The organism is Pelomonas candidula (assembly GCF_043555985.1).
Lineage (GTDB): Bacteria > Pseudomonadota > Gammaproteobacteria > Burkholderiales > Burkholderiaceae_C > Pelomonas > Pelomonas candidula.
In genome coordinates this window covers 389,135-401,577 of record NZ_JBIGIC010000004.1, presented here as the reverse complement: position 1 = coordinate 401,577, position 12,443 = coordinate 389,135, and the positions used below count along the sequence as shown (strand labels likewise).

General features: G+C 65.6%; 8 protein-coding genes and 6 tRNA genes. 2 read left to right on the top strand and 12 right to left on the bottom strand.

Translation table 11 applies throughout. The features are described 5' to 3' along the window. Nucleotides 1-142 precede the first annotated feature (142 nt). On the top strand, nucleotides 143-943 hold the full coding sequence (murI, locus tag ACG04R_RS10645) for a glutamate racemase (RefSeq protein ID WP_394409348.1): 801 nt from the start codon (nucleotides 143-145) through the stop codon (nucleotides 941-943). A 43-nt stretch (nucleotides 944-986) separates the two neighbouring features. Further along, nucleotides 987-1,202 (top strand): putative motility protein, encoded by a 216-nt coding sequence (locus tag ACG04R_RS10640; RefSeq protein ID WP_394409345.1) that lies wholly within the window; start codon nucleotides 987-989, stop codon nucleotides 1,200-1,202. A gap of 28 nt (nucleotides 1,203-1,230) precedes the next feature. Here the strand turns inward: ACG04R_RS10640 and ACG04R_RS10635 are convergent. The 12 genes from ACG04R_RS10635 to ACG04R_RS10580 all read right to left on the bottom strand — a co-directional run bounded on the left by ACG04R_RS10635 (nucleotide 1,231) and on the right by ACG04R_RS10580 (nucleotide 12,441). Next, nucleotides 1,231-1,318 (bottom strand) — tRNA-Leu (locus ACG04R_RS10635). A 68-nt stretch (nucleotides 1,319-1,386) separates the two neighbouring features. Continuing rightward, nucleotides 1,387-1,462, bottom strand: a tRNA-Gly gene (locus ACG04R_RS10630). Between the two features lie 49 nt (nucleotides 1,463-1,511). Then, nucleotides 1,512-1,587: transfer RNA gene (locus ACG04R_RS10625), tRNA-Gly, on the bottom strand. 13 nt (nucleotides 1,588-1,600) lie between these two features. Beyond that, nucleotides 1,601-1,674 (bottom strand) — tRNA-Cys (locus tag ACG04R_RS10620). An 86-nt stretch (nucleotides 1,675-1,760) separates the two neighbouring features. Next, nucleotides 1,761-1,836, bottom strand: a tRNA-Gly gene (locus ACG04R_RS10615). 117 nt (nucleotides 1,837-1,953) lie between these two features. Continuing rightward, a complete protein-coding gene (lon, locus tag ACG04R_RS10610; protein ID WP_394409342.1) occupies nucleotides 1,954-4,368 on the bottom strand; it encodes an endopeptidase La in 2,415 nt (804 codons plus the stop codon). A gap of 59 nt (nucleotides 4,369-4,427) precedes the next feature. Then, nucleotides 4,428-5,696 carry an ATP-dependent Clp protease ATP-binding subunit ClpX gene (gene clpX / locus ACG04R_RS10605; protein ID WP_394409339.1) on the bottom strand — a complete coding sequence of 423 codons (1,269 nt, stop codon included), beginning with the start codon at nucleotides 5,694-5,696 and terminating at the stop codon, nucleotides 4,428-4,430. Nucleotides 5,697-5,836: 140 nt separating this feature from the next. Next, entirely contained in the window at nucleotides 5,837-6,445 is a 609-nt protein-coding gene (clpP, locus tag ACG04R_RS10600; RefSeq protein WP_394409336.1) for an ATP-dependent Clp endopeptidase proteolytic subunit ClpP, read from the bottom strand. 111 nt (nucleotides 6,446-6,556) lie between these two features. Beyond that, on the bottom strand, nucleotides 6,557-7,870 hold the full coding sequence (tig, locus tag ACG04R_RS10595; RefSeq protein WP_394409333.1) for a trigger factor: 1,314 nt from the start codon (nucleotides 7,868-7,870) through the stop codon (nucleotides 6,557-6,559). 31 nt (nucleotides 7,871-7,901) lie between these two features. Then, nucleotides 7,902-7,988: transfer RNA gene (locus tag ACG04R_RS10590), tRNA-Leu, on the bottom strand. 123 nt (nucleotides 7,989-8,111) lie between these two features. Then, nucleotides 8,112-11,306, bottom strand: a complete 3,195-nt coding sequence (locus tag ACG04R_RS10585; RefSeq protein WP_394409330.1) for an efflux RND transporter permease subunit — start codon at nucleotides 11,304-11,306, stop codon at nucleotides 8,112-8,114. Nucleotides 11,307-11,319: 13 nt separating this feature from the next. Next, entirely contained in the window at nucleotides 11,320-12,441 is a 1,122-nt protein-coding gene (locus ACG04R_RS10580; protein WP_394409327.1) for an efflux RND transporter periplasmic adaptor subunit, read from the bottom strand. Between the last annotated feature and the right edge of the window lie 2 nt (nucleotides 12,442-12,443).

Sequence of the window (12,443 nt, the reverse complement as noted above, 5' to 3'; positions counted from 1 at the left end):
TTAATCAGATTCTACGGGGCGCTCCGCGAGGAGCCGTGCGCAAAAAAGCACGATCGTTCGATTCTAGCCAGAGGTCCGGCGGCGTCGGCAAAAGTCTTTTTGGAGAGGCCTCTCGAATCGTGAAGCTAGACTGCCGCGTCCTATGCAGACTGACCCTTCCCCGCGCCGCGAAATCGGCGTCTTCGATTCCGGCGTCGGCGGCTTCACGGTGCTGCACGAGTTGCGCGAGCAGCTGCCGACGGCCCGGCTGCGCTACCTGGCCGACACGGCGTATGCGCCCTACGGCAACCGCAGCCCCGACGAGATCCGGGCGCGCAGCATGGCAATCTCCGAGCACCTGATCGCCCAGGGCGCCGAGCTGATCATCATTGCCTGCAATACGGCCACGGCCCACGCGATCGAGGCCTTGCGCGCACGCTGGCCCACCCTGCCCTTCGTCGGCACCGAGCCCGGCATCAAGCCTGCCGTCGCCGCCACGCGCAATGGCCGCATCGGTCTGCTGGCCACGCCGGCGACGGCTGCGAGCGCCCGATTGCGCGCACTCATCGAGCGCCATGCGAACGGCCGCGAGGTCGTCGTCCAAGGCTGCCCGGGCATCGTCGATCACATCGAAGCCGGCGATCTGGACAGCGCGGAGCTGCGTTCGCTGGTCGCCCGCCACTGCGAACCGCTGCGTGCAGCCGGCGTGGACACTGCACTTCTGGGCTGCACGCACTACCCGCTGATCGAGCCGCTGTGGCAGGCGGCGTTGGGTCCCGACGTGAAGTTGCTGCGCATCGAGACCGCCGTTGCCCGCCGGGCCGTCGATCTGTGGACGCCAGCGTCCGATTCGCCAGCACTGCACATTGAAACGAGCGGTGATCCGGCCGCGCTGCGCACATGGATCGAGCGCGTGCTGGGCTGGCGTGAGCCGGACGTACGCAGCTGGCCGGCAGCGCTCTGAAAATTCCGCTCAAGTCGGCGCTGCAACGGCCGATAGGCCGGATATGAACATCGTCAACTCCGCCGTCGTCGGCGCGGCTGTCAACAGCGCATCCAATGGTGACCTGGGCACGGTTCAAGGCGCTGCGAGCACGCTGATGCTCCGGAAAGCGTTGGATGTTCAGGCCGCCGGTGCTGCCGCGCTGCTTGAGGCGCTGCCGCAACAGCCTGCACTTGCGACAGAGGGCAGCGTCGGTCGCAACGTCAACACGTTTGCCTGATACCCAGTCTCCCGACTGAGTTTGATCCTGGTGCGCGGGACGGGACTTGAACCCGTACGCCTGTTGAGGGCGGCGGATTTTAAGTCCGCTGCGTTTACCGATTTCGCCACCCGCGCGCGGGCCGCATTATCCGGGCCGCACAAAAGAAAACGGGAGACTCGATTGCTCGAATCTCCCGTGAATTTGGAGCGGGTAACGAGGCTCGAACTCGTGACCTCAACCTTGGCAAGGTTGCGCTCTACCAACTGAGCTACACCCGCGCATTTCGCCTGGCATGGTGTGCCAAACATCGGTGCGACCGATTTGTACTGGAGCGGGTAACGAGGCTCGAACTCGTGACCTCAACCTTGGCAAGGTTGCGCTCTACCAACTGAGCTACACCCGCATGGTGTTTATTTTGGAGGCGCGGTCCGGAGTCGAACCGGACTAACCGGATTTGCAATCCGGGGCATAACCGCTTTGCTACCGCGCCGCCGTAAAACCCAAAATCAAAGTCGTTGGTGCGACGTTGACGCTTACTGATGAAAAAGGGAAGCCGGGGCTTCCCTTTTGAAAAACTGGAGCGGGTAACGAGGCTCGAACTCGTGACCTCAACCTTGGCAAGGTTGCGCTCTACCAACTGAGCTACACCCGCATTGCTTGCGCAATTTTCTCTGGACCGCTTGGCTACTCTTTAGAGCAATCTCGCGATCTAGCGAAGCTGGCATTGTAATCCAATTTTTGGTCGGAAGACAAGCCAGTCGCACTTCTTTCAGTGAGGCACCGCCGTGCTCTTGGTGGCACCCTCTTCCGGCTTGGCCGCGGCGACGGGGACTTCCTCATCGGGCAGCGACGCCGGCATGGACTCCAGCGCCACTTCCAGCACGCGCTCGATCCAGCGCACGGGCACGATCTCGAGCTGGTTCTTCACGTTCTCCGGAATGTCCTGCAGGTCCTTGACGTTCTCTTCCGGAATCATCACGGTCTTGATACCGCCGCGGTGCGCCGCGAGCAGCTTCTCCTTCAGGCCACCGATGGCGGTGACTTCACCACGCAGCGTGATTTCGCCCGTCATCGCAACGTCGGCACGCACCGGGATGCCGGTCAATGCAGACACAAAGGCAGTGGTCATCGCCGCGCCCGCGCTCGGGCCGTCCTTGGGCGTGGCGCCGTCAGGCACGTGCACGTGCACGTCGCGCTTCTCGAAGACCTCGTCCTTGATGCCCAGGCGGCGGGCGCGCGAGCGCACCACCGTGCGAGCCGCCTCAACGGACTCCTTCATCACGTCGCCGAGCGAGCCCGTGCGGATGATGTTGCCCTTGCCCGGCATTGCGGTGGCTTCGATGGTCAGCAGATCGCCGCCCACTTCGGTCCACGCGAGGCCGACGACCTGGCCGACCTGGTTCTTCTTCTCGGCACGACCGAAGTCGTACTTGCGCACGCCGAGGAAGTCGTGGAGGTTGTCCTCCGTGACGACGACCTTGCTGTCGTAGGTCTTGAGCTGGATGCCCTTCACGACCTTGCGGCAGATCTTGGACATCTCGCGTTCCAGCGAGCGCACGCCGGCTTCCCGCGTGTAGTAGCGGATCACACCGCGCACGGCCGACTCGGTCACTTCCAGTTCCTCGTCCAGCACGCCGTTGTTCTTGCGTTGCTTGGGCAGCAGGTAGGTCTGCGCGATGTTGACCTTCTCGTCCTCGGTGTAGCCTGACAGGCGGATCACCTCCATCCGGTCCAGCAGCGCCGGAGGGATGTTCATCGAGTTCGACGTGGCGACGAACATCACATCGGACAGGTCGAAGTCGACCTCGATGTAGTGGTCACCGAAGGTGTGGTTCTGCTCGGGGTCCAGCACCTCCAGCAGCGCCGACGACGGGTCGCCGCGGAAGTCCATGCCCAGCTTGTCGATCTCGTCGAGCAGGAACAACGGGTTGCGCGTGCCGACCTTGGTCAGCGACTGCAGCACCTTGCCCGGCATGGAGCCGATGTAGGTGCGGCGGTGGCCGCGGATCTCGGCTTCATCGCGCACGCCGCCCAGCGCCATGCGGATGAACTTGCGGCCGGTGGCGCGCGCCACGCTCTGGCCGAGCGAGGTCTTGCCGACACCCGGAGGGCCGACCAGGCACAGGATCGGCGCCTTGACCTTGTCGACGCGCTGCTGCACCGCGAGATATTCAAGGATGCGGTCCTTGACCTTCTCGAGGCCGTAGTGGTCTTCGTTCAGCACGTCCTCGGCGTTCTTGAGGTCGTGCTTGATCTTGGTCTTCTTGCTCCAGGGCAGGTTGACCAGCGTGTCGATGTAGTTGCGCACCACCGTGGCTTCGGCGGACATGGGCGACATCAGCTTGAGCTTCTTCAGCTCGGCGTCGGCCTTCTTGCGCGCCTCCTTGGGCATCTTGGCGGCGAGGATCTTCTTCTCGAGCTCCTCCATGTCGGCGCCTTCTTCGCCGTCGCCCAGTTCCTTCTGGATGGCCTTGACCTGCTCGTTCAGGTAGTACTCGCGCTGGCTCTTCTCCATCTGGCGCTTGACGCGACCACGAATGCGCTTCTCGACCTGCAGGATGTCGACTTCGTGCTCGAGCAGGTCGAGTAGCTTTTCGAGGCGCTTGGCCACGTCGGACAGGTCCAGCACGGCCTGCTTGGCATCGAGCTTGAGCGGCAGGTGAGCAGCGATGGTGTCGGCGAGGCGGCCCGGATCGTCGATGCCGCCGATGGACGTGAGGATCTCGGGCGGGATCTTCTTGTTGAGCTTGACGTACTGGTCGAACTGCTGCGTCACGGCGCGGCGCAGGGCTTCGACTTCAGGGGCGTGCTCGGTCTCGGGCGGGATGGGCGTGACTTCGGCGACGAAGTGCTCTCCCGGCTCGGTGATCGAGCTGGTGGTGGCGCGCTGCAGGCCTTCGACGAGCACCTTCACGGTGCCGTCGGGCAGCTTCAGCATCTGCAGAATGCTGGAGACGCAGCCGACCTCGAACATGTCCTCGGGCTTGGGCTCGTCCTTGCCGGCGGCCTTTTGGGCGACCAGCATGATCTGGCGACCGGCTTCCATCGCGGCTTCCAGGGCCTTGATGGACTTGGGGCGCCCGACGAACAGCGGGATGACCATGTGCGGGAACACGACGACGTCACGCAACGGCAGCAGCGGCAGCGTGATCGGGTCGGCGGGGAGGATGGGGTGTCCGGACATGAAGACCTCTCTTTCTCAGGCCGATGTGCGGCCTGAGGGGGCGATTGCAAGTTGAGGGCTTAGGCGCTGGCCTTTTGTTCGCGATAGACCAGCAAGGGACGTGCCGATGCGTCCTCGATGTTGTGCTCGTCCAGCACGACCTTCTCGACGCCTTCCAGCGCCGGCAGGTCGAACATGGTGTCGATCAGCGATTGCTCCATGATGCTGCGCAGGCCGCGGGCGCCGGTCTTGCGCGCCAGTGCCTTGCGGGCAATGGCGGCGAGCGCCGGCTTGCGGATTTCGAGCTCGACGCCGTCCATCTCGAACAGCTGCTGGTACTGCTTGACCAATGCGTTCTTGGGCTCGGTGAGGATCTGCACCAGCGCGTCCTCGGTCAGCTCACCCAACGTCGCGACGACGGGCAGGCGACCGACCAGCTCGGGGATGAGACCAAACTTGATGATGTCCTCGGGCTCGCACTCGCGGAAGACCTCGCCGACCTTCTTGTCGGACTTGCTCTTCACGGTTGCGCCAAAGCCGATGCCGGACTTTTCGCTGCGGTTCTGGATGACCTTCTCCAGGCCGTCGAAGGCGCCACCACAGATGAACAGGATGTTCGTCGTGTCGATCTGCAGGAAGTCCTGGTTCGGGTGCTTTCGGCCGCCCTGCGGCGGCACCGAGGCCATCGTGCCTTCGACGAGCTTGAGCAGCGCCTGCTGCACCCCTTCGCCGGACACGTCGCGCGTGATGGACGGGTTATCGGCCTTGCGCGAGATCTTGTCGATCTCGTCGATGTAGACGATGCCGCGCTGCGCACGCTCGACGTCGTAATTGCAGTTCTGCAGCAGCTTCTGGATGATGTTCTCGACGTCCTCGCCGACGTAGCCGGCTTCGGTCAGCGTCGTCGCGTCGGCGATCACGAAGGGCACGTTCAGCAGGCGCGCCAGTGTCTGTGCCAGCAGCGTCTTGCCGGAACCGGTGGGGCCGATCAGGAGGATGTTGCTCTTGGACAGCTCGACCGACTCCTTGGCCGTCGCCATGTGGCGCAGGCGCTTGTAGTGGTTGTACACGGCCACGGCCAGCGTGCGCTTGGCCACGTCCTGGCCGATGACGTACTGGTCCAGGCTGGCCTTGATCTCGCTGGGCACGGGCAGGTCGGACTTGCCGGCCCGCGCGGCAGGGGCCGGCGCGGGAATCTCGTCACGGACGATGTCGTTGCACAGCTCGATGCACTCGTCGCAGATGAAGACGGACGGGCCGGCGATCAGCTTCTTGACCTCGTGCTGGCTCTTGCCGCAGAAGGAGCAGTACAGAACTTTCTCGCTGGAGGTGCCTTTTTTGTCGGCCATGAGAACTGCTCGATAGAAACTAAAGGGGTCGGGGCGGGATGCCTCGAATGATGATAGTCCAAACGATCTCGGGGCCCTCGTGGGGATAAGGGCCCCGATTTCGCTGCGAATCCGGGGGCTGGTTACAGCCCCTCACCGGCTCAGGGCCGGTGTTCCAGCACCTGGTCGATCAGGCCGTAGTTCTGGGCCTCGGCCGCGGACATGAAGTAGTCGCGCTCGGTATCCGACTGGATTTTCTCCAGCGTCTGGCCGGTGCGCTCGGCCAGGATGCGATTCAGGGTCTCGCGAGTCTTCAGGATTTCACGCGCATGGATTTCAATATCCGTGGCCTGCCCCTGCGCGCCACCCAACGGCTGATGGATCATGACCTTGGCGTTGGGCAGCGAGAAGCGCTTGCCCTTGGCGCCGGCCGACAGCAGGAAGGCACCCATGCTGGCCGCCATGCCCATGCACAGCGTCGACACCTCGGGCTTGATGAAGTTCATCGTGTCGAAGATGGACATGCCAGCCGACACGCTGCCGCCCGGGCTGTTGATGTACAGCGAGATCTCCTTGTCGGGGTTCTCGCTCTCCAGGAACAGCAGTTGGGCGACGACGAGGTTGGCGACCGCGTCATTGACCGGCCCGACCAGGAAGACGATGCGCTCGCGCAGCAGGCGCGAGTAGATGTCGTAGGCGCGCTCGCCACGGCCGGACTGTTCGATGACCATGGGCACGAGGCCGAGATTGCTGGTGTCGAGAGCGCTCATTCAGATCCTTGAAGACAAAGCGGTAGCAGCTGTTATGGGGACGGATTATGGCCACGCAAGTAAAAAGGCGCCGGGCCTTGCGGCACGGCGCCTTCGTCAGGCGAGGGGCTCTCAGTTGCCGGCGGCCATCAGCTCGTCGAACGGCAGGGCCTTGTCGGTGACCTTGGCGGTCGCCAGCACGAAGTCCGTGACATTGTTCTCGACGACGACGGCTTCCACTTCGGCCATGCGCTCGCGGTCGCTCAGGTACCAGCGCAGCACTTCGGCCGGCTTCTCGTAGCTCTGCGACAGCTCTTCGATGTGGGCCTGCAGCTGGGCCGGCTTGGCTTGCAGATTGTTCGAGCGCACCAGCTCGGCAACCACCAGGCCCAGGCGCACGCGGCGCTCGGCCTGCGGCTTGAAGATGTCGGCGGGGATCTCGGCCTTGTCGGCATCCTTGACGCCGCGCTTCTTCAGGTCCTCGCGGGCCTGGCCAACCATGCGCTCGGCCTCGCCCTGCACCAGCGCGTTGGGCACGTCGAGTTCCGACACGGCCACCAGCGCGTCCATGACCGCACCCTTGTTGCGGGCCAGCACGCGGAACTTCACTTCGCGCTCGAGGTTCTTCTTGATGTCGGCACGCAGGGCTTCGACGGTCGCGTCCTTGATGCCGAGCGACTTGGCGAACGCCTCGTTCACTTCGGGCAGGTGCTGGGCCTCGATCTTCTTGACCGTGACGAGGAAGTCGGCTTCCTTGCCGGCCACGTCCTTGCCGTGATAGTCCTCGGGGAACTGCAGCGGGAAGGTCTTGCTCTCGCCGGCCTTCATGCCGCGCACGGCGGCATCGAACTGCTCCAGCATCTGGCCTTCGCCGATCAGGAACTGGAAGCCTTCGGCCTTGCCACCCTGGAAGGGCTCGCCGTCAATCTTGCCTTCGAAGTCGATGGTGACGCGGTCGCCGGCGGCGGCCACGTCGGCAGCGGCGCGCTGGGCGAAGCTGCGGCGCTGCTTGCGCAGGATCTCGACGGTCTTGTCGATGGCTTCCTCGGTCACATCGCTGGTGACGCGCTCGACTTCAGCAGCGGCCAGGTCGCCGATCTTGACTTCGGGATAGACCTCGAACGTGGCGTCGAAGGCCATCTGGCCTTCGGGGGCCTGGTCCTTCTGCTCGATGCGGGGCTGGCCAGCGACGCGCAGTTGCGCTTCGTTGGCGGCATTGTTGAAGGCGGCGCCGAGCTTGTCGTTGACGACTTCGTATTGCACCGAGTAGCCGTAGCGCTGGGCGACGACGTTCATCGGCACCTTGCCGGGGCGGAAGCCGTCGGCCTTGACGGTGCGGGCCAGCTTCTTCAGACGGGCTTCGACTTCGCTGTTGATGTCAGCGGCCGCCACGTGCAGGGTGATGCGGCGTTCCAGCTTTTCGAGGGTTTCGACGGTGACGGCCATGATGGACTCGGGAACAGTTGAAGGACAGTAGTGGTGCGCGGGGCCGGACTCGAACCGGCACGCCCGTGAAGGCGTCAGGACCTAAACCTGGTGCGTCTACCAATTTCGCCACCCGCGCAATTTGGGTTGGGCTGCTTCAGGAGCAACCCCGTAGGCGATTCGGCAAACCGGCGATTGTAGCGATGCCGCGCGGCCTGCCCGCCGCCCCGGCCTGCGGGGCGGCAAAACCCTCAACCGAGGGTCACGTCGGCTCGGCGGCTTCGGTGTCGTGGAACTGGCTCATCATGCGCGTGTGCTCCTCCTCCGCGGGGCGCACGACACGGAACCAGGCCGCGTACATGGCCGGCAGCGCGAGCAGCGTCAGCACGGTGGCCACGATGAGCCCGCCCATGATGGCCACGGCCATCGGCCCCCAGAACACGCTGCGCGACAGCGGGATCATGGCCAGCACCGCCGCCGCCGCCGTCAGCACGATGGGACGGAAGCGCCGCACGGCGGACTCGACGATGGCCGACCAGTCCGGCACGCCGCGGGCGCGGTCCTGCTCGATCTGATCGATGAGGATCACGGAGTTCCGGATGATCATGCCGTTGAGCGCAATGACGCCCAGCATGGCCACGAAGCCGAACGGCCGCCCGAGCAGCAGCAGCGCCATCGCGACCCCGGCAATGCCCAGGAAGCCGGTCATGAAGGCCAGCAGCGCGCGCGAGAAGCTGTGCAATTGCAGCATCAGCAGCGTGAAGGTGATGAACAGCATGACCGGCACGCCAACGAAGATCGACGTCTGCCCCTTGCTGCTCTCCTCCACCGCGCCGGCGATCTGGATGCTGTAGCCGGTGGGCATCTGCTTCTGCAGTTCGTCGAGCTTGGGCCAGACCTCCTTGGTGACGGTGGCGCCCTGCAGGCCCTCGGCAACGTCACCCTGCACGGTGACGGCGTAGTTGCGCGAGTCGCGCCACATGACGCCCGGCTCCCAGGCGAACTCGACCTTGGCGATCTGCGTCAGCGGGATCGCGCGGCCCGTCGTCGACGGCACGTAGGCGTTGGCGATGTCGGTGATGACGGCGCGCTCGTCCGCGGGCTGGCGCAGCACGATGTCGACGAGCTTGTCGGCCTCACGGTACTGGCCGATGGTGGTGCCCGACAGCAACGTATGCGCCGACTGCGCCAGCACCTGGCTGGACACACCCAGCGCCCGCGCCTTGTCCTGGTCGACGGTCAGGCGCAGCGTCTTGATGTTCTCGTTCCAGTTGTCGTTGACGCCGCGCATGTTGGGGCTGGCGCGCAGGATGTCCTTGGCCTTGTCGGCCCAGTCGCGGACGACCTTGGGGTCGGTGCCCACGACGCGGAACTGCACCGGGTAGGTCACCGGCGGCCCGTTGGGCAGCAGCTTGACGCGGCCCCGCGCCTCGGGGAACTCCTCGGCCAGCAACGCCGGCAGCTTCATGCGCAGCGCCTCGCGCTCGTCCAGGTTCTTGGACAACAGGATCGTCTGCAGCACGTTGGTCGCCGGGAAGATCGTGTCCAGCGGCAGATAGAACCGCGGCACGCCGGAGCCGACCCAGGTCGTCACACTGGCAATGCCGGACTCCTTCATCATGCGGGCCTCGAAGCGCTTCGCCAGCGCCTCGGTCTCCTGCATCGTCGAACCCTCGGGCAGCGTCAGGTCGACCAGCACCTCCGGGCGGCTGGAGTCCGGGAAGAACTGCTGCTGCACGTGCGTCATGCCGAAGATGCCGAGCGCGAACACCAGCAGCGTCATGGCGATGGTCTTCCAGCGGTTCTCGACGCACCAGCGCACGAGGCCGCGGAAGCGGTTGTAGAACGGCGTGTCGAACAGCTCGTGCACCTCGCCCTCGGGCGCGGGCTTGCTCTTGAGCAGCAGCGCGCCGAGGTAAGGCACGAAATAGACCGACACGGCCCAGGAGATGACCAGCGCCGCGGCCGTCACGGCAAAGATGGCGAAGGTGTATTCGCCGGTCGTCGACTTGGCCAGGCCGATGGGCAGGAAACCCACCGCCGTGATCAGCGTGCCGGTCAGCATGGGCATGGCCGTCACGTCGTAGGCGTAGGTGGCGGCGTGCATCTTGTCGTAGCCCTCTTCGAGCTTGCGCACCATCATCTCGACGGCAATGATGGCGTCGTCCACCAGCAGGCCCAGCGCGATGATCAGCGAGCCCAGCGAGATCTTGTGCAGGCCCACGCCCCAATAGAACATCGCCACGAAGGTGATGGCCAGCACCAACGGGATGGTGATGCCGACGACGAGGCCGGGCCAGACATCGATGCTGAACTTCCAGCCCGGCCGCACGTGCAGCCCCAGCGAGAGGAAGCTCACCGCCAGCACGATGACAACGGCCTCGATGAGCACATGCACGAACTCACCCACTGAAGTCGTGACGGCCTTGGGCTGATCCTGGATCTGCTCTAGCCGGATGCCGGCCGGCAGGTCGCGCTCGATGGCCTTGGTCGCCACGCCCAGCGCCTTGCCCATCGCAATGATGTCGCCGCCCTTGGCCATCGAGACGCCCAGCGCCAGCACCTCCTTGCCCTGGTAGCGCACCTTGGTGGTCGGCGGGTCGACGTAGTCGCGCTTGATCTCGGCGATGTCGCCCAGCCGCATCTGGCTGGCCACCCCGGTCTGCGGGTTGGTCGCGCGGATGGGCACCTCGGCCAGCGCCTGCGCCGTCGTGAACTGGCCCTGCACGCGGATCTGGAAGTTCGCGCTGCCGGCGTTCAAGACGCCCGCGCCCTCGACGGCGTTCTGCGCGCCGATCTGGCTGATGACCTGGTTGAAGTCCAGGCCCAGCTGGGCCAGGCGCTTCTGCGAGATCTCGACGTAGAGCTTCTCGGCCTGGATGCCGAAGATCTCGACCTTGGCCACGTCCCGCACCTGCAGCAGCGCCTGTCGCACGCGGTCGGCATGCTCACGCAACTCCTCGCGGCTGAAACCGTCGGCGGACAGCGCATAGATGGAGCCGTAGACGTCGCCGAACTCGTCGTTGAAGAACGGCCCCAGCACCCCCTGCGGCAGCGTGGCGCGCATGTCGCCGACCTTCTTGCGAACCTGGTACCAGATGTCGGCCACCTCCTTGGGCGGCGTCTCGTCCTTGAGCTGGAAGACCGTCAGCGACTCGCCGGGCTTGGTGGACGAGCGGATCTTGTCCGCATAGTTCACCTCCTGAAGCGTCTTCTCGATCTTGTCGGCGACCTGGTCGGCCATCTGCTGCGCCGTGGCGCCGGGCCAGTAGGCCTGGATGACCATGACGCGGAACGTAAAGGGCGGGTCTTCGTCCTGGCCCAGCTGGAAGTAGGCCGCGAAGCCCATCAGCATCAGCACGACCATCAGGTAGCGCGTCAGCGCCGGGTGCTCCAGCGCCCAGCGCGAGACGTTGAAGCGCTCGCCCGTCGCGGCCTTGTTCGGGGGGATGTTCATGCGCGCTCCCGGCTCAGCGAGAGGCGGCAGGAGCGACGGCCGGCGCGGTGTCGGACCGCGGCGGCACATAGCGCTTGACCTTCTGGCCCGGCGACAGCACGTGCACGCCGGCGATGACCACCTCCTGCCCCGGATTCAGGCCGCTGGCGATGGCCACGTCGTTGCCGTCGGCGCCGGCCACCTGCACGGACACGGGCTTGACCGTCATCGACCCGCCGTCCAGCACCCACACCGACGTCTTGCCCGCCTGCTGCAGCACCGCAGCCAGGGGCACCTTGATGACGCCCTGCTGCGCCGGCAGGTCCAGCACGACCGTGGCGGACTGGCCCAGCCGCACGTCCAGCTTGCCGGCATCGGCCTTGATGAGAAACGTTCTCGTGGCCGGGTCGGCCGCGGCCGACACCTCGCGCAGCGTCAGCGGCGCGGTCTTGTCGCCGGCCCACAGCCGCACCTTCAGCGCACCGGGCTTGGCAGCGGCGGCCTTCACGCGCTCGATCTGGTCCTCGGGGACGGAGAAGACGATGTCGCGAGGGCCGTCCAGCGCCACGCTGAAGACCGGCGTGCCGGCGGCCAGCACCTGGCCGGGCTCGGCGTTGATGCCGGTGACGACACCGGCGCCGTCGGCCACCAGCTGGGCGTAGGCAGCCTGGTTTCCTTGCACGTCGGCCTGGGCCTTGGCCTGCTCCAGCTGCGCCTGCGCGGCCTTGAAGGCCGAGTCGCGCCGCTCGAGTTCGGCAGCGCTGATGAAGCCCTGGCGCTCCAGATCGACGAAGCGCTTGTAATCCTGGCCGGCCTGGTCGCGGTTGGTGCGCGCGGCCCGCACGGCGGCGCTGGCGGCGGCTTCGGCGAGCTTGAGGTCCTGCGCGTCCATGCGGGCCAGCACCTGACCGGCCTTGACCGTATCTCCCAGGTTCACCGCGCGGCTCAACAGTTTGCCGCCGACGCGGAAGGACAGGCGCGACTCGATGCGCGGCTTCACCTCGGCCGCATACTCATGGCTGGCGCTCGCGGCGCCCACGCTGACGAGCTGCGTGCGCACGGCGCGCTCCGGCTCGGGCGCGGCGGCCTGCTTGCCGCAGGCCGAAAGCAGCGCGGCCAGCAGCAAGGGCGACGCGAGACGCAGAAGATGGGGCATGC